The 17,313-nt window shown below is 43.5% G+C and carries 20 protein-coding genes and 2 tRNA genes; 1 reads left to right on the top strand and 21 read right to left on the bottom strand.

Going from position 1 to position 17,313, the window contains the following annotated elements; all coding sequences use genetic code 11:
• Positions 1 to 5: 5 nt before the first annotated feature.
• The 21 genes from DWX00_RS06125 to DWX00_RS06040 form a co-directional block, all read right to left on the bottom strand.
• Positions 6 to 695, bottom strand: a complete 690-nt coding sequence (locus tag DWX00_RS06125) for a hypothetical protein (protein WP_117814101.1) — start codon at positions 693 to 695, stop codon at positions 6 to 8.
• 97 nt (positions 696 to 792) lie between these two features.
• Positions 793 to 2,253 carry a DUF2828 family protein gene (locus DWX00_RS06120; RefSeq protein WP_055228117.1) on the bottom strand — a complete coding sequence of 487 codons (1,461 nt, stop codon included), beginning with the start codon at positions 2,251 to 2,253 and terminating at the stop codon, positions 793 to 795.
• Positions 2,254 to 2,465: 212 nt separating this feature from the next.
• Positions 2,466 to 2,588, bottom strand: a tRNA-Phe gene (locus DWX00_RS19585).
• Positions 2,589 to 2,933: 345 nt separating this feature from the next.
• A complete protein-coding gene (locus DWX00_RS06115) occupies positions 2,934 to 3,560 on the bottom strand; it encodes an HD domain-containing protein (RefSeq protein ID WP_117804915.1) in 627 nt (208 codons plus the stop codon).
• 207 nt (positions 3,561 to 3,767) lie between these two features.
• Positions 3,768 to 5,825 (bottom strand): AAA family ATPase, encoded by a 2,058-nt coding sequence (locus tag DWX00_RS06110; protein WP_118594850.1) that lies wholly within the window; start codon positions 5,823 to 5,825, stop codon positions 3,768 to 3,770.
• Positions 5,826 to 5,928: 103 nt separating this feature from the next.
• The gene (locus DWX00_RS06105) at positions 5,929 to 6,420 is read right to left on the bottom strand and encodes a DnaB-like helicase C-terminal domain-containing protein (protein WP_055228060.1); all 492 of its coding nucleotides are present in this window, start codon (positions 6,418 to 6,420) and stop codon (positions 5,929 to 5,931) included.
• Positions 6,417 to 7,241 (bottom strand): hypothetical protein, encoded by an 825-nt coding sequence (locus tag DWX00_RS06100; protein ID WP_055228061.1) that lies wholly within the window; start codon positions 7,239 to 7,241, stop codon positions 6,417 to 6,419. The genes DWX00_RS06105 and DWX00_RS06100 overlap by 4 nt, the downstream gene beginning before the upstream one ends.
• A gap of 14 nt (positions 7,242 to 7,255) precedes the next feature.
• The gene (locus DWX00_RS06095) at positions 7,256 to 8,566 is read right to left on the bottom strand and encodes a hypothetical protein (RefSeq protein ID WP_055228062.1); all 1,311 of its coding nucleotides are present in this window, start codon (positions 8,564 to 8,566) and stop codon (positions 7,256 to 7,258) included.
• A 49-nt stretch (positions 8,567 to 8,615) separates the two neighbouring features.
• Complete coding sequence (locus DWX00_RS06090; RefSeq protein ID WP_117509817.1) at positions 8,616 to 9,182, bottom strand: hypothetical protein; 567 nt, start codon at positions 9,180 to 9,182, stop codon at positions 8,616 to 8,618.
• Positions 9,172 to 9,762 carry a GNAT family N-acetyltransferase gene (locus tag DWX00_RS06085; RefSeq protein ID WP_055228064.1) on the bottom strand — a complete coding sequence of 197 codons (591 nt, stop codon included), beginning with the start codon at positions 9,760 to 9,762 and terminating at the stop codon, positions 9,172 to 9,174. Before DWX00_RS06085 ends, DWX00_RS06090 begins: the two co-directional genes overlap by 11 nt.
• A gap of 54 nt (positions 9,763 to 9,816) precedes the next feature.
• Positions 9,817 to 9,921 (bottom strand) — tRNA-OTHER (locus tag DWX00_RS19580).
• 12 nt (positions 9,922 to 9,933) lie between these two features.
• A complete protein-coding gene (locus DWX00_RS19575) occupies positions 9,934 to 10,095 on the bottom strand; it encodes a hypothetical protein (protein WP_158578767.1) in 162 nt (53 codons plus the stop codon).
• A gap of 214 nt (positions 10,096 to 10,309) precedes the next feature.
• Positions 10,310 to 11,137, bottom strand: coding sequence for a hypothetical protein (locus DWX00_RS06080; protein ID WP_147398240.1), 828 nt, complete (start codon positions 11,135 to 11,137; stop codon positions 10,310 to 10,312).
• Between the two features lie 32 nt (positions 11,138 to 11,169).
• Complete coding sequence (locus DWX00_RS06075; protein WP_055220049.1) at positions 11,170 to 11,613, bottom strand: DUF4253 domain-containing protein; 444 nt, start codon at positions 11,611 to 11,613, stop codon at positions 11,170 to 11,172.
• Positions 11,614 to 11,635: 22 nt separating this feature from the next.
• The gene (locus tag DWX00_RS06070) at positions 11,636 to 11,833 is read right to left on the bottom strand and encodes a hypothetical protein (RefSeq protein WP_055228065.1); all 198 of its coding nucleotides are present in this window, start codon (positions 11,831 to 11,833) and stop codon (positions 11,636 to 11,638) included.
• Positions 11,834 to 11,893: 60 nt separating this feature from the next.
• On the bottom strand, positions 11,894 to 12,469 hold the full coding sequence (locus tag DWX00_RS06065) for a hypothetical protein (protein WP_055228066.1): 576 nt from the start codon (positions 12,467 to 12,469) through the stop codon (positions 11,894 to 11,896).
• 141 nt (positions 12,470 to 12,610) lie between these two features.
• A complete protein-coding gene (locus DWX00_RS06060; protein ID WP_055228067.1) occupies positions 12,611 to 13,057 on the bottom strand; it encodes a hypothetical protein in 447 nt (148 codons plus the stop codon).
• Between the two features lie 96 nt (positions 13,058 to 13,153).
• On the bottom strand, positions 13,154 to 13,837 hold the full coding sequence (locus tag DWX00_RS06055; protein ID WP_147398239.1) for a hypothetical protein: 684 nt from the start codon (positions 13,835 to 13,837) through the stop codon (positions 13,154 to 13,156).
• 231 nt (positions 13,838 to 14,068) lie between these two features.
• Positions 14,069 to 14,887 (bottom strand): endonuclease/exonuclease/phosphatase family protein, encoded by an 819-nt coding sequence (locus DWX00_RS06050; protein ID WP_118594848.1) that lies wholly within the window; start codon positions 14,885 to 14,887, stop codon positions 14,069 to 14,071.
• Between the two features lie 19 nt (positions 14,888 to 14,906).
• Positions 14,907 to 15,395: an HAD domain-containing protein gene (locus DWX00_RS06045; RefSeq protein WP_118594847.1), complete on the bottom strand. Its 489-nt coding sequence runs from the start codon at positions 15,393 to 15,395 to the stop codon at positions 14,907 to 14,909.
• A 110-nt stretch (positions 15,396 to 15,505) separates the two neighbouring features.
• Positions 15,506 to 15,802: a hypothetical protein gene (locus tag DWX00_RS06040; RefSeq protein ID WP_118594846.1), complete on the bottom strand. Its 297-nt coding sequence runs from the start codon at positions 15,800 to 15,802 to the stop codon at positions 15,506 to 15,508.
• Positions 15,803 to 16,353: 551 nt separating this feature from the next.
• Between DWX00_RS06040 and DWX00_RS06035 the strand changes: the two genes are divergently transcribed.
• Positions 16,354 to 17,061, top strand: coding sequence for a hypothetical protein (locus tag DWX00_RS06035; RefSeq protein ID WP_118594845.1), 708 nt, complete (start codon positions 16,354 to 16,356; stop codon positions 17,059 to 17,061).
• Positions 17,062 to 17,313: the final 252 nt, after the last annotated feature.

Here is a 17,313-nt window from a genome sequence, read left to right as displayed (position 1 = left end):
CTATATTACATATTTTCGATTTTTGCATTTAACTTCTGGTTTAATTTTTCATGTGATATGTTTTCTGGTTTTTCCCAGCTCCACACAGTACTGTCCAGACCTGATTTCCCTTTGGACAGTGCCTTTAGCTCTTCCACGCAGAATTCCGTCGCGCGTACGATGTACTCGTTGGCCATTTGTCTGGTAAGGATGGACAATTTCTCTTCTTTTCTCTGGACGAATTCCCCGCGGACTTCTTTTATAAGACCTTTCACATCGAATTCAGCAAGCTGTGCCAATGGCTCTTCTGTAAGATCCAGCTCCTGGATCATTTCCTGGAAAAGTCCATATTTTTTCGAAACATATTCATTTAATATCTCGTAGTCACGATGCAGTTTTTCTACATTTCCAGGAACGCTCGAATTCCAGCCATGCTCCCCATACATAAATCTCCGATACAGCATATCCTGGATCAGATGAAGATAATAGCCGAGATATAAATCATCCTTCTCCATGTATTTCCCGTATCTGTCGCGGAAACATTCGAGATCGTATGTGTATCTGGTATTTTCGCAGATTTTCTTCTTTAAATGGCTATTTCCCGCCACCGCCCCATCCGGCAGAATCACCCCAAGGAACAGGCGGTTGATATCTCGAAACGAGACTTTCTTTCTCATCTCCTGTACAATTGCCAAGTGAATCATGCTTGATGCCATAGTGTCCTCTTTTCCTTTATTCTTCTGCATTCTTTTTTTCAATATCAGCTTTACATCTTTTGAAAGCTTTCTATCCATACTGCTAACTTTAACATTTTTATGCCGCATTTCCAATTCTGACGCATGCGTACCGCTCGCTCTCAATCACTTTTTCCATCGATTTAACCGGCGTGCTGTCAATATTGTTCAGGAGATTCTGGAATGTCGTAACCGACTGGCCGCTGTATAGCTGGACACCTTTTCTCCGACTGTCGGCATGGAAAATATCGTTTCGACTGTCTACATTCCAGAAAATAATATTCGGTAATTGGTAGCCGCAATACTCGTACTTTTCTTTCATATGATCATAAAACATCCAATTGCGGTCTCCGCATCTGTCGATCTCCATGTCAGATACAACGATCAGCGCTTTCGGCATTTCTTCCGGCGGTACATCGTGATCCATCGCTGTTTCCAGAACCCGCTCAAATGCAGCCTGAAGATTAGTATTCATCCCCCATTCCGTACGCTCGACGTATTTGATTTTCTGCAGCAAGGTTTCCCCTCTCAGAGAAACAAATTCCGGCTTCTGGCTGAACGTCATGAAAAGATTGTGGTAAGCGCCCCGGTTCCGCTCTGCAAAGTAAATAGCAAGACCAATGGATGTCGCCAAGGGTCTTCCACTCATGGAACCGGAAACATCTGCAATGACAATTGCATTCGTTTCCTGCGCCACATAATCCGGCAGCTGCCTCCACTGCGCCTCCAATACCTGATTCCATTGACGTCCATACAGAACTTTTTCCACGAGATCGTACGGGTACAGCGTCTCCGCATGAATCTTTTCTTTTCCATCCAGTGCCTTCGCCAGATACTGGTTAAAACGCTTTTCATCATGTTTTCGAAATGCGTTCCTGTAAATCATCATGGCTCTTCCGGAGACCTCCGGGTAAACGATCTCCTCCCACTTTCTTTCTGACATTTTCACTTCCAGCACGCCGATATATTTCCGCAGGGAACGGACGATTCTTTTGAAGTTGTAAACCGGATAGCCGAGTTTCTGCGCCGTCAGAATGCCGAGTTTTCTCGTCTCCGTATTTTTAGAGTCTGCCGTTTTGATCCATTTAGCAAGCAGGGAAACGCTTTTTCCCTCCTGGAAGTTTTTCAGATCTGCTTCCAGCTGCTGCTTCATGGCACTCCACATCTCGTCCTCAACGCCAGTTCCGATCAGGCAGTACCAGTCGTCAAAACGGCCGAAAACACCAATCAGGTCAAGGTTGGCAATAACTGCCTGCGGATGGTACTCGGCAAGATACTGTAGTAGAATCCGAAAGACACGTCTCTCGCCGAGACCTTCCCGGATATCACGCGCATAAAACAGGATTTTCAATGCGAACAGCGGGTCTGCCTGATATGCTTCCGCAAACAGAAGCTCAATTCTTTCCGGATCCGCTCTGCGCAGGGATCCAATTGTCGCAAACAGATCCAGCCGCGCATCGCCGGTTGTGTTCCGTGCTGCTGCTCCATTTTCTGTATAAGTTTTTGTCGCCTGCTCCCGTATCCATTCTGCAAAATCCATCGCTGCCGCTCCTTTCCTTCCACTGTTTTCTCCAGACATCCTTTTCTGGATCTATGGACTCCATTCTTTCTCGTTTGCTCTTCTGTTTTTTTCTGAGTGAGGGCCGGATTTGAACCGGCATCTTCGCCATTACCACTGGAAAAAAGTTTGCCGTTACGGTCACGCACATGACCGTTTTTTCGCGCTCTTTCTTTTAAGCTACCTCACTCGCGTAAGGCGGGCAGGACTTGAACCTGCATTCTGTGCCTCCCTATTCTCCTCAAAAAGTTGCTGTGTGTTCCACAAACATGAAACCTTTTTTTCTGCACAGGTTTTGCCCGTTAAACTACCGCCTTATTCTGTTATTTTAGTGTTTCTGTCTTCTGTCCCCAGCTCAGGATTTCCTTTCGGGATCTTGATTCATAATTCATCCATGGTTTCATGCATCTTTTCCAGATCATTTTCTGTAATAGCATTTTTCCCAGTGATTTTTTTCTTCCCGATTCGGATTTCAGGGTCTCTCACCGTAAAATTTCCAGTCGCAGATATCCCATGTCTCAGAAATTTTTCGAAATGCTTTTGATTTTCCCCACAGTGTTTTCGCCCGTCGAACCCTCTTATTTGCCGCGCGCTTTGCCCAACGGGAATTTTTGCATCGGCCTTTGCTGACGGGCGTTTTTTTACAGCTTCGGCTCATCAGCCTACTCCCCATCCAGAATTTTCTGATAGAGAAGTCTGCCTTCCTCACCGGCAAGCCGTCCGCAGATTTCTGCCCGCTCGGCGATAACAGGGATCTGGATATGTGCTTTGGCATCTGCCGTCTGTAGCAGCATCAGGTTTTGAAACATCGCAAAGCTGGCCATTTTTGTGTGGCGTCTGACGTGCTTTAATTTCACACTGACATGATCATCGTGGTATTTCACGTAATAAAGAAGTTCCTGTACATCGAAACACGGAATCACATACCCCTGCCGGTCCAGCTCCGGGATCACGATATCGCGCACGATTTCCATGCTTTTTTCGGGATGACCGTAGTAATGCATGTCCGGATCACCCTCGCGTTTTCCCCTGCACTGCGCTTCTGGCTTTCCGATATCGTGCAGCAGCGCCGCCAGATAGACCATGTCATTTTCCATCCTCCGCGGAAGATTGCAGACCACATGGAGGGAATGCATCCATAAGTCATACTGATGTGCACTGTTCTTCTGATCATAGCCGAACATGGTTCGTACGGCCGGAATCAGCGCTGCGATTTCTTCTCGTCTCACATCCATCTCTTCCGCAGTTTCTGCTGTTTTCAACACATTCAACAGCTCGCTTAACTTCATGTGTTCACTCCCCCTTTCTGGTCTTTTTGTGAATATTTGTGTTTTGTTATATATAGACGTTGGGGTCAAAAGGTTTTTTGACCCCTTTGATACCAGATTGCTACGTGCTTTGCACTCCCGCAATCTTCATGTATATACTGTATCACATGCTTTCGTTTTCTGCACTTAACCGCTGGTTTAATTTTTTTTGCTGATTTTTTATGCTGTTCAACCGGCACAAAATCCGATCTGCCGGCTCTGCGGTTTCTTTTTCAGACCGATCATCTCGAAATCGTCCGCCGTCAGAAGACAGGCCTCCTCTTTTCCCAGCGTACCATTCTGATGTTCCCGAATGAGGCGGTCTGCCTGGCGCATGATAGCGTGGTCCAGCAGGTTTCTGACAAACCGTCCATTGCCGTAATTTTCTTCCCGACAGGCATCGGCGCAGATGGAAAAGCATTTTTCCCTTGTTCTTTCGTCCATCCGGTATTCCGATTTTTCCAGCATCAGATCCAGAATCTGCGTCAGTTCTACCGGTGAGTAATCCGGGAAATTCAGGTGAAAGGCAATGCGGCTTGCAAGACCTTCATTCTGCTCCAGAAACTCCTTCATCTTCTCCGGATATCCTGCAAAAATGACAATGACCTCATCCCGGTAATTCTCCATCTCCTGCACAATGGTATTGATCGCCTCGGCGCCATACGTGCGGTTGTCTTCTACAAGAGAATACGCCTCATCGATAAACAGAATGCCGCCACGCGCCGCCTGAAATTTACTCTCAACAATCTGTGCCGTCCAGCCGACATATTTTCCGACCAGATCCTGTCTGCCGCACTCTACAATGTGGCCATATTTCAGCACTTCCTCTTCCTTCAAGACCTGGGATAGCAGACGCGCCACGGTTGTCTTTGCTGTCCCTGGATTTCCGGAAAACAGCATATGCATGGATGACTGAACCCCCGGAAGACCCATCTGTTTCCGCATTTTCTGCATTTTGGCCGCCGCCAGAATCTCATCTGTCACTTTCTTTACATCCGACAGGCCTACCATTTTCTGCAGCTCCACATACGGCTTGTCTGTCTTCTTTTTCAGTTGAATTTTGACGAGGTCTTTTTGTTTGTAGGCCTTGTAAATATGCGTTTTTAATCCGCTTCCGTACCATCTGTTGTAGGCAGAAAAGATATCCGATACAGAATACAATTTCTTTTCTTTCGGAAGATACCGCGTCAGCTCTTCTATCGTGTAGTCGTGATACTCTGTCTTATCCGCCAGACGTTTCAAATAGCCCGTCGCCCGTTCCAGATCTCCCTGGCCTTCCTGAATCTGAATCAGATCCGCGTTGGAAAGAATTTCCGCTATCGTCTCATCCGATACGCTGCGGCTTCCGGAAATGTCCACAAAGATAAACAATGTAGAATTTCCATACTCATTCAGTTTCTTCCCAAGTGTTTTCGCCAGATCATAATTGCCGGTGGCATACATTCCTGTACTCTTTTCACCTTCCAGATTCAGAATCACTGTTCCGCCTCTAGCACTGGAGAAAATATTGTCAAAATTATCTTCCCGCTCTGCCTTGTATGTCATCTTCTGCACATCGTAAACTCTGCCGCTCAGCAATCGTTGATTCTCCAGCAGTGCCGGAATCAGAAGATCTATCATATCATCCGCAGCCGCTTTGTCACCGGCTGTGATCAGATAATGAACCGGATGCCCAACAAAACGTTTTTCATTTTCCGGGGCGTAAATCCGCTCCATTTCGTCATAGAAGCTTTCCGATGCCATAATTTCCTGCATCTGCTCCGCCTGCTTTTGTCTGGTCATATTTTGAGCGGTATAAATCCGTTCACTTACCTGATACGCAACAGGTTCAAAAAAACTGTGATGTTCTGGTTCTATCGCAAGTTTTAATTTTTCCTTCAGCGACCCGCTGTAACACTCCGTCCAGTTATTCCGTTCTGCCCGAACCAGTTCTTTGCAAAACGCATCATTTGTGATCTCCTCATACGCAAGCAACTCAATTTCCGGCAGTATCTTCTGAATACAATCCACACATACCCGGGGAACCACTTCCATCTCAAGTGCAGCCACAATCGTCATCTGACCATTCAGAATATCACTGATCATAATGAAAAACTTCTTTTCTGTACGGTAGGCAGTGTAAAACTTGCTGTTCCATTCCGCAGCATCACTCCGTCTGGAATAGAGACGCTCATATCCTTCCTTCGTTGAATCCTCCTGTTCCAGATTCAGTTTTGAACAGTCTGCTGTGTATTTGTAAAGAATCATTCGCTGCTACCTCCCTTGGAGCTTTTACTGGTAATCCTTCTGTTGTCTCTTTCTACCTGCTATCTTACCACCTGCCGTATCCCATATGTGGACAGGTTCTTGTCTATACGAAAACCAGACAATTTTCTGGTTTTTCTATTTCTCCATAACAGGTACTTACTTCTTTTTTCTTCTGCATTTCTGTACAGTATTTCGACACTGGAATAACGGCTACAATCACAACATGTTCTTTTTTCTCGCAGTTTCCCAGCAAGCCAATCATATACCGCAGCTCTTCTTTTCTGTCGGCAAAATTTTTTCTGCTTGTCATCATCGGCACTTCATCAATCACAAAAACAGAAATTGCTCCATTCTCTGCTTTCTGCGCTATGATTTCTGCCATTCTCTCCACCATCATCGCTGGTGTATCATCAATTTCTATCTTGGAAAGCTCCTCCTGCCCGTACATGCTCTGCAGAATCTTCCACATCTCCTTCTTTTCATGCTGCAGTGAAAAAAGGAGAACTCCATCCTCGCTGGTTTTTCGCTCTTTCCAGCCATATGCAACCGCTTTTTTCGTTTTTCCGCTCGCCGCAGATCCCGCCAGGAAAATCATCCTTCTGCCCCTCCCTCATCTTTCAGAAAAATTTCAAGCATACGTCCAATTACCATATTGTCTCGTTCTACCAGATCTCTGGCTGTTCCAAACATGAATCGAAATCTCAAATCGAAAATCATTCTGGCCTGCTGTTCATCCAGTCCATACTGCTTTTCCAGTGCCAACGCTGCAATCCCCTCATTTGGGTAGTCCGCTTTCATGATCTGGCAAAGTTCATCTTCATGGCATTGTGCCCAGCTTTGTGCTTCCAGCGTGTGTTTTCTTTCCAGAAGCATGTTCTTTCTTCTTACCAGATACTCTGCAAAATACTCCAGCTCTTCCTGGCTGTATCCGATCCACTGACCCGAAATATCCCAAAGTGGTTCTATTTGTTTCATTTCCCGAAGAAGATGCTCTTTTTCCTCCAGAAAAGCTTTCCATCTCCCCTGTTTTTCCCGTTCAAGCGGCTCTTTTTCTTTCTCAGGAGCTTTTTCCCACTTCTGCAGTATTTCATTATAGTCCTCCGCTTTTTCCACCATGGTAAGAAATACCTGTTTTGCTTCAGAATTTTTTCTCATAACAGAATACAGAATAGCCAAAAGTGCATCCAGTACATATATTTTATTTTGCCCGCACTTTTTCTCCAAATATTCCTGTTTCGAAACAAACAGCCTAATCACGCCATCTCTGTTGTTTGTGCGAGACGGAACGATGATATAGGCCTTATCCTTTTCTTCAGGAAAATCTTCTGCCCTTCCTTCAAACACGACTTCCGTGGCATCTTCAACGCAGATTTCCGTCAGTGGATCAAAACATTCCAGAAATTCTAAAATACCCATATTGCACCTCTCCTTTATTTCCCGATCTGATCTGCGGTTCTTTTCGTTTTCCCGGGTTTCCGCTTTTTGGCCTTTCGGATATAATTTTCACTGAACTGCTTTTCCCGTTCAATCCAGTCCTGCGTTCTCTTCTCAATCACAAATGGAAGTTCTCTCCAGATCATCCTGAGCTGTTCTTCTGTGATCTCCGGCACTTTCTTTAAAATTGCCTCCCGCAGATATACACCGCCTCCGCTGCAGGAATCCGGGAAACAGTTTTCTTCGCTGATAGCATCCAGAATTTCTTTATAATATTTTCGATACATCTGATATGCTTCGTAATGTGCAATACGGTTCACATGATCTTCGATTCTGGATTCCTCCTCCTGTTTCAGAATTGTTTTCTTGTTGATTCCGCCGCTGTTCACATTCGCATAATACATCGCATATGCTTTAGCTTCTTCCAGACTTTGGAATGTGCGGAGAAATCTGCCGAAGTTATGAATATCACCATCTGAAAACGTAATCCAGTCATAATATGCCAATTCCGGCGGAAAATGATTTTCTTTTCCGTAAAGCTCTGCACATTCCTGTCTGCTGACAGAATGATAATCCCACGGACCGATGATATCATCGTAATCCGCGTAGAAAAGAATATAGGCTTCCACCTTTGCATCACTGTATATCAGCATCGGGCTGTGCTCCTCGTACTGATACAGAATCGAGTATTTTACACCCTTGATTTTTCCGTCATTCCTTCTCATCAACAGTGCGTAAACGCCCATCTCAGAATTGTCCGGAATATTGTTCACATGCATCGGCTTCCAGTTAAATTCGTTCTCCGTCAGTTTCTCCTTCTCGCGTTTTTTCCGGCGTTCCGCCATTTCCCGATCCATTCTTTCCCTGTACAGAACGCTTCCGATGTAATCATATCGTTCCAGATGCTCCACGCCAATTGCCCGGCCGGCCAGATCGATGGCATAAAAATGCCAGAAATTTTCCTTTTCCCGTTTCGCCTCCGCAGCCGCTTTGCTGTACTCATCCAGAATGTCTTCCCGGATCAGTGCATTTTCTTTCTCCAGATATTTCCAGCCGTGATCTTCTGCTTTATATTTATGACGATAACCAATTCTTTCATCGGTCGTCTCAAAGATCGGGAAAAGCTCGGTACTTTTGTAAAATGGTGTCTCTTCAAATCCGAAAATATACTCTTTTCCCTCTTTGCTGAGCAGACATACACATCCCGGGCCGCCCATTCCAGAAGGGGGATCCTCCTGTGCAAACACAACGGTTTTCCAGAAGTCTTCTGTTAAATCTGGTAAATCAAACGTGTGATCTCTATCCATATCTCTGGCTCTCTTCCTTTCCTTTTTCCGTTGCATAAAAAGTTCTCTTTTATTCTGTTCTCAGATCTTCTCTCGGCTGATTGGAAAGCACAATCACCATCTGCTTTCTGTGAACCGTTTCATACTGAACATCCATCCACATTTTCTCAACATGTGGACACTCTTCCATTCCGATGCCGTACACATACATATCATCGTATTTCTCCGGTATCTCACTCCGATATTCATAGTATTCAGATGACCAGTCATTTCGATTTACGATAGAAAAATGTCTGCCGATCTGCAGATACGGTTTTAGATCCCGGAACAAAAGCTTCTGTTCCACACTCCGTTTGATATCCCGCGGTTCTTCCGAAATCATAAGTTCCATCGCCGGATTCATTGTATCATCTTTACTGCACCAACATTCTCCTTCCGGTTCCGGCAAAGCCGTATAGACATCTCTGGAAAATTCCACATCCACCATTCCGACTCCATAGATGTAAAAGCCGGCATATTTCTGTTCCGGAATGTCTGACATCATCAGATAATCGTGGTAATAACCATCCTCAAAACAGATGGATAAGCGGACATTGCGTGCAACATATTTTCTCAGTTCTTCAAATTTAATTGCCATCAGAAAACTCCTCCTTTGTCAGTACCAGTTTTACTACTTCGTGTGCGAAAAAATTATCTTCTTTTTCGAAAATGTTACCCAGCACAACCATGACCGGGCCGTCCTCTACTTCTCTGAACCCCAGCTTCCGCAGCAGGCTGATCGTTGGTTCATTTTCTGTCTGGGTTGTCACATACAGCTTATCGATGAAAAGATTCTTTCCGTTTGCAGAAACCCCATCACCAAAGAGCTGATTAATCAGCTCTCGGCTGGCTTCTTCACAGTAGCCGTTTCTTCGGTATTCTCTGGCGATATAAAATTCAATTTCGTATTCGTCTTCCATTTCTCTATGTACGCCTACGTAACCAATAAACTTGTCTTTCTGCTGTTTGGGAAAAATGGAATAGGTGCAAAGCTCATGATCGGTTCTCTCAAAGTAGTTGGCAAACCCCATCACATGTTTTTCGGATGGGCTGACTCCGCAGAATATGTAGAAGTCGCCATCATCCCGCAGCATTTGTAAAAATGCCTCGGAGTCTCTGTCCGTCCGGCTTGGGAGAAGGAATAATCTTTCAGTTTCGATTGCAGATCCTGTGTTCATTTGTGATCTCGTCTCCATTCTTTTGTACGTTGACTGTGAGTTTTCATGTTTCAGGAGTGAGGGCTGGAATCGAACCAGCGACAATAGATCTTTTGCTGTACCGACCACACCCATGATCGGCTTGGTTTCTCTGCTCTACCATGGCTGAGCTACCTCACTCATATTTCTCTTTTAACTTTTGTATTCCTTATGTGATTCCACTCCGTCAGGAACCAGCCTGCTCCGCCGGAATATCTCCGCCGGTTCTTCTGCGATCTCACTCCAGCCGGCTTTCAACAGGAATTCTTTTGTTACGTCTGCTTCCTGAATTGCGAAAAGTTCGTTCAACGTCATATCGAGTTGTTCCTCCTGATCTGTTCGGTATTCTGATGCATCCGCCGGTGTTCTGATGTACTCCTATTATTCCACTTCTCTCCGGCATTTGCATTGAACTTGTGGTTTACTTTCCGGGTATGCCTTATCTTATCATGGAACCGTTCCTGCATGTGGACACTCTTTTGGCCACTTCTTCTGTTGCCTTTCTTTTACATCGGGAAGTTTCTGTCCATTACCAGATTCTTGTTTTCTCAATTGCCGCAAGAAATGCCAGCATAGAAATTCTATTATTGGTCAGTGTACCGGATTCCGACAGAAAATCATAAATCACTGTGCATTCCTTTCTTTTCAGGACAGCTTCCGCCAAGGTATACAAAGCTTTCACAAATTCCTGCTCGGCACGATAATATTCTTCTAAGGCTTCTTTATCCTCACGTCCGTTAACCGGATCAAAACATGCCCTCACATACGCTGCTCTGGCTGCTTTCCGCTGCATCTCAAGATATTCTGCCTGCACCTGATCTGCGATTCCATCCAGTTCCTTTTGCAGCGTGTTGTAAATTTCATTCAGCTCCGTGCGTTCGTACTTCTCTTTCGTGTCGTAAGGCGGTACCTTTGTTTTCCATTGGGATGCCAGTTTGAAGCTTTTGTTTTTCAAATCGACAACATACGCATAGCGTGGACGCATGGTTCCACTCCACAATCCGGTTCGCAAAAACGGATGATTGGAATAGAAAAATTCGTAGGAACAGGCTGAAAAATCAGCCCCAGGTTTATCATATTTTTCCTGGTTGTATTTATGTTTAAACATAATAAGGGCTTTATCTTCTACCGTGGCGTCATACAGAAATCCGCCATATGGATCGTCTAATCTTTCCTCTCGCAGCCACCGGACATCAAACGGAGCGCGCGTCAGAAATTTCATTCCTACATCGCCCCACCACATCGTGTCGTTTGTATTGTGGAAGAAATGACCATAGATGCGGATGTCGCGGTAAAAATTGTCGGTTTGCGGTGTGATGATTGAAGAAACTTGTTTTGCCAGATCATTTACATTCATAAAAACCTCTTTTTTATTTTTTAAGCTATGCACTAATCCCACCATAATGTAATCCTCCCTGTTCTGCTGATTGTCTCGATCTGCTGATTTTCTTTTCCGTTTACAATTTCTGCACAAAGCTCCACCGTTTCTTCTGTAATCTCGACCGCCTCCTTTTTCGAAATCCGACGATCACTTTGAAAGGTCAGCGTATCATGCGAAAGCTCCACCAGCTTTAATCCATATTTTTCTTCCCATCTTTTTGCCACCCGTCCCATGGTTTCGCTGTCCGGGCAAGAATTGAAATCGCCCCAATACCTGCCCAGACAGCTGAATATCTCATATGCATGCGTCACATCAAAATTCACCCGGATGCCTTCCGGTTCTTTTTCTTTCTCCCGGAAAATCCATTCATCTCCGCTGCATGCCCTTTGCAGATGCTTTTCCTTCCAGACACACAACTCCATAGAATCCATCTCACAGATAATTGTCGTCATATCTTTCGCCTCCACCATATTTTTATTTGCATGTCCTTTTCTTATGCTTTTCGGCTCTGCATGCTCTTATTTCCTTCTTTTCCACCTTCCCACCGCTGTTCGCATTCTGGCGCACAGCCTCTTTCAGTATTGCCGCTTTAAAGGCTTTCGGTGTGCTTCCCATCCATTTGCTCATCTCTAATACGCAGTTATATTTTTTGTAATCCACTTTTTTAGCCATTTTTCTTTCTCCATTCTTTGTACTCATTTATTTCGCTGCATTTCCAAAACAGCTCTCAAATCACGCATCCGGAAACAGATCGTATTTTTCATTTTCGACGAAACCATTTTCTCTGAGTTCTTTGATAAACCGAATGGCTGTTTCAGCTCCCCATTTCCCCTGCAGAAGCATCATAAGCGGAATGTGAATATCCCGGAACTGTCCAAGCGGCCATTCGAACATATGCCGTTCTAATACATTCATCCCACTAAGCTGCAGCATTTCTTCTTCAAAACGCTCTTCATACGCAAAATCAAAATACTCCGTATCTACCCAGAAACGGCCGCCGTTGCCAAGCTCTCTGTTTACTTCATTGGCAAACAAAATGCAGTTCTCCATATTCCACTCATTGATCATGATGGGATGAATGAACCACAGCAGGCGGATCTGATCATTTTTCAGCACCTCCATCGTACCTTGGATTTCCAGCGGCGGAACCAGATTATTTTCATTCTCTAACAAGTAAAACATGTGCCATGCTTCCGGGTACATCTGACGCACTTTTGATGTGTTGTCCTTTTTTATTACACGAATGCCAAATAGCTCCCTCTCGCGTTTTACAATTCTTCCTACGACTTCCATGCTCTCTTTTTTCATATGTTCTTCCTCCTGTATTGATACTACATGTAGGTTCAGATACTGCACAGACTGAAGTTCTGTGCAGTATCGTATCATGATTCACTGTCCTTCTGGTGTCAGATTTTTGTCCGAACTGCCGCACTCTGAAATTTATGGCTCTTACATTGCCAGATATTGCTCTGCCATGCAGCACAGACTTTCCTCGTCAATGACCTCCAGGAAGGCATCTTCATCCCCGTATAACGCCTTGCCAATATGTTTGATCGCCTGAATTCCAACCATAAGCTCCTCTTCCTCCGGGTATTGACAATAGTTTAACAATCTCCGTATTGTCTTGAGGCTCACTGATTCATCCTCTTCAATATATTCTGATAATTCTATATCCCGCAGGATGCTGGAGGCTACAAAATTATATCTTCTTGCCGTTGTCATGAATCTTTCTGTATTGAACCAGAAACTGATACCATCCTTGTTATCCCGCAGGACATTCGAGAATTTCTTCAGCAGATGGGCTTTTTGAATGGTTGTAACTTTGATCCGCTCCCGTTTTGCCTTGCCCGGGGTATGATAAGCATCTTTCTTAGTAAATTGAATTTGTTTTCCCATTTTGTCCCTCCAACTTTTTTCTTCTGATCTTGTCTTTGTTGTGGGAGAGATATCCCGACCGAAATCGACAATATCTCTCCGCCCTGTTTCACGGCCTTATCGTTCGAGATAAGGCTTTAACTCACTCTCTGCAAACGTTTCGATCTTCGCATCCAGTTCTGACAGCTTCTCCATAAATCGAACCATCAGCTTTTGAAATGCCTGCTCCGACTTTATTTCCACAATTCCTTTCTCATTGCGCTTTGCTTCCTCTTCGGAAAAGATCTCCGTCGTATCTTCAAATACATATGGTTCAACAACCTGATCCATGAAGTTCATCATTGCCTTGTATACTGCTGTCGGCAATGCAATTTTCTTCACCTCGATCATATTGCGAATGTCGTAATATACGTTTTCATCCTCAATATCCATGTCGCTGACAAATTTTCTGAGTCTTTCATAGCACTCCATAATCTGCTGTTTCTGAAAATCAGTTGTTGTATTCATGATCTTTCTCTCCTCTTCATTCAGTTTAATTGGTTCAGCTGTTCTTTCCCGCAGTCCACCCTCCGGTAATTCCAGATATGCTTCCAGCTGTTCCAGCAAGCCTGGAATTCTCGGATCTGGCCCATTTGATGTTGCTCTTTCCCAGTCCTTTACCGTATTATGTGATATCCCAAGTGCGTCGCCAATCATCTCATGAAGCCTTGCCTTACTGGGTACTGCTTTCCCCTTGAATTCGCCCGTTTTCTTGATCAGATTGAGTACGGTTCTATATTTTGCATTATCAAATTTCATCATTTCGCTTCCTCCTTTTTCTTTAATCCGCGATTTTATCATACAATATTTGTTCCTTCTAAAAAGGGTAGGAACAGTGTGAGCAAAAAGGTAAGCAGTTTTCCTAACATTTTCATTCTCCTCCTTTCCTTTTGCCCCATAAAAAGTGTAACCGCTGCATCAGCAAACATCTTGCTACACAACGGTCACACTTTTCCGGGGGTATTATTTTTATAGTCTACAGCTTCATCAGATTTACTTTTTCTGATCTTTCTCTGTACTAAGATATCCCTTTACGATCGCATGGTCCGGAAATCCAGGTTCCACGGATACTCTTCGGCGGTGTTCTTTATCATGGGTTTGAAAATCTTTCCCCCACGGATACGCAATCCGATCGCGCCTTACAAATTCTCTGTCATAATCTCCAAGCTCAACTACAATATCGCGTGTAATCAAATGATCTTCTGCAAATTCATATGCATATCCTCTGTCTGCGTGTTCCTCAAAGATGCTTTGACCGCATGGCGTGTGTCTCTCGAATCCACCCTGTGAAAGAATATGGTCAACCACTTGTAGATTCCAGCTTGCCTCCGTCGTCTCCCGCCGCAGGTTATTGCAGTCTGCAATCATAAGCACTGGATGTTTCTTTTCCTTTGCCTTATTCACAACAAATTCCAGTTCTTCGGCACGCTGGCTGTAATCCACCATTCGAATCCGAAATCCGGCAACGGTAAGAAGCTGTCCGTCCTGGTCTTCCAGATCCACCAGTAAGAAATTCGGATGATTGTTTTCCATCGTCGTAACCACCGAATCATCCACTGCAAGAAAAGTGTATACGTCCTTCTTCCAGAGAATTCCAACTTCATTTGTTCCATCATTCTGCGTGACTGCATGCTGATATCCGGCTCGCTCCATCTCAGCCCAGAAATAACCAATCGTGCTGTGTTGAAACAGTTCTGTTAACACAATAATGTCTGCATTCTGGTCGATCAGTTCATCGATCACAAACTGTGGAATCCCCTTTCCCATACCACTGCGCTGATTGATGTTCCATCCAATTACTTTGCTCTTCATTTGCTTTTCCTCCATTTGGTTAAAATAATTTTACATAATTCAGAAATACCATCGTCTCCACAGCCGGCGTTCCGGCTGCGAACCGAGCCTGCTCTATCCCCTCGGTAAGCAGCAGCCGCTCCCAAAGTTTTGGATAACTCTGGAAATCAAATCTGCAATCATCCAGAATCACATATTCTTTGATCTCTGGATGTTCTTCCAGGTATGCTGCAATTCCGGCACCTCTTTTGTACATCCTGTCCTGCGTGTGTCCCGATATAATCAGGCCATATCGGGCGAGCTTGGAAACCAGATATCTGTAATCTTCATCTGTGGGTTCTAGTTCCTTCCAGTCAGATGACAGAACGATATCCGCTCCGCCAAACTTGCTGATTGTCTTTGCCAGAACCTCCACGCGCGCATCGTCAATTCCCTGATATCCTTTTGGGGTTTGCTGGACGGTGGTCCTGGTATTCAGGACGCCATCGACATCCAGAAATACTACAAAATTTTTATGTTTTTTGCCCATTTGTGTTCTCCTTTCCCTGCCCTTGCAAAAAAGCAGCCGAATAGATCAAATCTATCCGACTGCTTTTCCGGGGGTGTTGTTTTTATTGTTTTAATTATCTGGTGTTTTTATTACCATTCACTGCAGTCCTTATCGTATACTTCTTCTCGCTCTTCTTCTGTGTACGATGACAACCACTCACTCTCCACATCATTTCGATCAACAATTTCCTGATCAAAACTGCCTCGATGACCGCAGTTCAGGCATTCATATTTGTCGCAATCAGATTGGCTCACGACCAGACCGCCTTTGAAGCCACAATGTGGGCACTCGTATTCATTCGCATATTGCTGTGCCCTTAAATACACATTCGGATTTAACTGCTGTTCTTCATATTCGGGATTTTCAAATAACTTAGAATTTAACATGTTGGATGTCCTCCATTTTTTTATTTTTCCCGAAAAGTAGTCAGCATCAAATCCTCTGACAAAATTCCGGGGGTATTATTTTTATTGTCTTGTATTGTTCTTGTCTTCTTTTTCACACTGGACAGACAGCACACTGGTTGTATTCTGTTGTCTTTGTTTCTATTCTATTTTTCTACTGTCCACAATCATTTTCATGCACCTCTCTTTCCTGTAAGATTTTCAAAATAATACTCCATTGTGCGCTGCGTTAAATAGAAATGGTTGAATTCAGACATTCCTAACACGAACGATCAGAATGCAGGCAGGCTCAAATTCGGCAAGTTCTTATTTTGCTGAAAAATATTCGACAAATTTTGATTGTCGTCTTGTAATATTACTTTTCCGGGGGTATTATTTTTTATAGATGTTCCTGTAACAAAAAGACTTTGCAACTTTCAAAACTAAAACTGAGCAATAGCATATCCCTCTTATCACTAAGAATGCCTTGCTCACGATACTAATTATGTCAGAAATCTGATTAGCCATCTTAACTTGGCAGAATGGAGATTAACATGAAGATTGAATTTACAGTAGAAGATTATTTTAACGAATTACAATCCATGGAAAAATATTATGGGCAGGAAGAAGAATTGTATCCATGGATTTACATGCTATTACAGATGGTTGAGATTAGGGAAAAAAATATATTAAAGGAAGATTATGACAAACTTTGTATCATAGATGTGCATAATGCTCAACATGCAGAGAGTGATTATGACCTAAAGAAACTTATGCAAGGTCATGTCACTGATTTTGCTATTGTTGATCCAAATTCTGATTCTGTTTGTGGTTGTGTCGAAATCAAAAAAATAGACCTTGCTAAGCCTTTGGAATTGAAAGAGGGCACTTTGAATGTGGACACTCTATCCTATCAATTCGACTTTGATTTTAAAAAATCTAATGATACATCCTCATCATTCAAACCTTCACCTGATGATTACAGACGTCTTGAAAATTGGATAAAAAAAAATATAGTATATGAAGACGTATCTAATAATATTCCAATAAAATTATCAATAGAATCATCAACAGAATCACCAACAGAATTATCAATAGTCTTGAAGTCAGCTCAAGCTTCAATAAAAGACAACACTATCAGTGATAAAGACAGCTCTCGTCGAATAACTTATTACATTGATATTGCCATAGATAACTGTTCCAAAGAAATTATAAACTTAATACGCCTTTCTCCAAAAAAGGATTTCGTAAATTTTTGTTAAAAAAATAATGTAACAGTAGACATAAAGACTACCAGAAATGCTGCTATTTCGGATTCTGAACTATCATCTCTAAGCGAAAAGGATAATAAACAACTCGTATGGCATCTTATAAATTTTAAAAAAGTTTTATACACCAATGGTCTGGTATTCTACTATATTTTTATGGTGGACAATGACATACTGGTTGAAAAAATTGCCGATTTAACCACATACTATTCCAAGGCTTGTAAGTCCCATACTTGCTTCGCATCT

The organism is Blautia sp. AF17-9LB (assembly GCF_003479185.1).
GTDB lineage: Bacteria > Bacillota > Clostridia > Lachnospirales > Lachnospiraceae > Fusicatenibacter > Fusicatenibacter saccharivorans.
The sequence above is the reverse complement of the archived record's forward strand: the minus strand, read 5'-3'. Positions and strand labels throughout refer to the sequence as shown.

Coding starts and splice junctions, on each gene's coding strand:
- DWX00_RS06125 (WP_117814101.1), bottom strand. CDS start 695: ATGGCATCAAGCATGATTCACTTGGCAATTGTACAGGAGATGAGAAAG.
- DWX00_RS06120 (WP_055228117.1), bottom strand. CDS start 2,253: ATGGATTTTGCAGAATGGATACGGGAGCAGGCGACAAAAACTTATACA.
- DWX00_RS06115 (WP_117804915.1), bottom strand. CDS start 3,560: ATGAAGTTAAGCGAGCTGTTGAATGTGTTGAAAACAGCAGAAACTGCG.
- DWX00_RS06110 (WP_118594850.1), bottom strand. CDS start 5,825: ATGATTCTTTACAAATACACAGCAGACTGTTCAAAACTGAATCTGGAA.
- DWX00_RS06105 (WP_055228060.1), bottom strand. CDS start 6,420: ATGATTTTCCTGGCGGGATCTGCGGCGAGCGGAAAAACGAAAAAAGCG.
- DWX00_RS06100 (WP_055228061.1), bottom strand. CDS start 7,241: ATGGGTATTTTAGAATTTCTGGAATGTTTTGATCCACTGACGGAAATC.
- DWX00_RS06095 (WP_055228062.1), bottom strand. CDS start 8,566: ATGGATAGAGATCACACGTTTGATTTACCAGATTTAACAGAAGACTTC.
- DWX00_RS06090 (WP_117509817.1), bottom strand. CDS start 9,182: ATGGCAATTAAATTTGAAGAACTGAGAAAATATGTTGCACGCAATGTC.
- DWX00_RS06085 (WP_055228064.1), bottom strand. CDS start 9,762: ATGAACACAGGATCTGCAATCGAAACTGAAAGATTATTCCTTCTCCCA.
- DWX00_RS19575 (WP_158578767.1), bottom strand. CDS start 10,095: ATGACGTTGAACGAACTTTTCGCAATTCAGGAAGCAGACGTAACAAAA.
- DWX00_RS06080 (WP_147398240.1), bottom strand. CDS start 11,137: ATGAATGTAAATGATCTGGCAAAACAAGTTTCTTCAATCATCACACCG.
- DWX00_RS06075 (WP_055220049.1), bottom strand. CDS start 11,613: ATGACGACAATTATCTGTGAGATGGATTCTATGGAGTTGTGTGTCTGG.
- DWX00_RS06070 (WP_055228065.1), bottom strand. CDS start 11,833: ATGGCTAAAAAAGTGGATTACAAAAAATATAACTGCGTATTAGAGATG.
- DWX00_RS06065 (WP_055228066.1), bottom strand. CDS start 12,469: ATGAAAAAAGAGAGCATGGAAGTCGTAGGAAGAATTGTAAAACGCGAG.
- DWX00_RS06060 (WP_055228067.1), bottom strand. CDS start 13,057: ATGGGAAAACAAATTCAATTTACTAAGAAAGATGCTTATCATACCCCG.
- DWX00_RS06055 (WP_147398239.1), bottom strand. CDS start 13,837: ATGATGAAATTTGATAATGCAAAATATAGAACCGTACTCAATCTGATC.
- DWX00_RS06050 (WP_118594848.1), bottom strand. CDS start 14,887: ATGAAGAGCAAAGTAATTGGATGGAACATCAATCAGCGCAGTGGTATG.
- DWX00_RS06045 (WP_118594847.1), bottom strand. CDS start 15,395: ATGGGCAAAAAACATAAAAATTTTGTAGTATTTCTGGATGTCGATGGC.
- DWX00_RS06040 (WP_118594846.1), bottom strand. CDS start 15,802: ATGTTAAATTCTAAGTTATTTGAAAATCCCGAATATGAAGAACAGCAG.
- DWX00_RS06035 (WP_118594845.1), top strand. CDS start 16,354: ATGAAGATTGAATTTACAGTAGAAGATTATTTTAACGAATTACAATCC.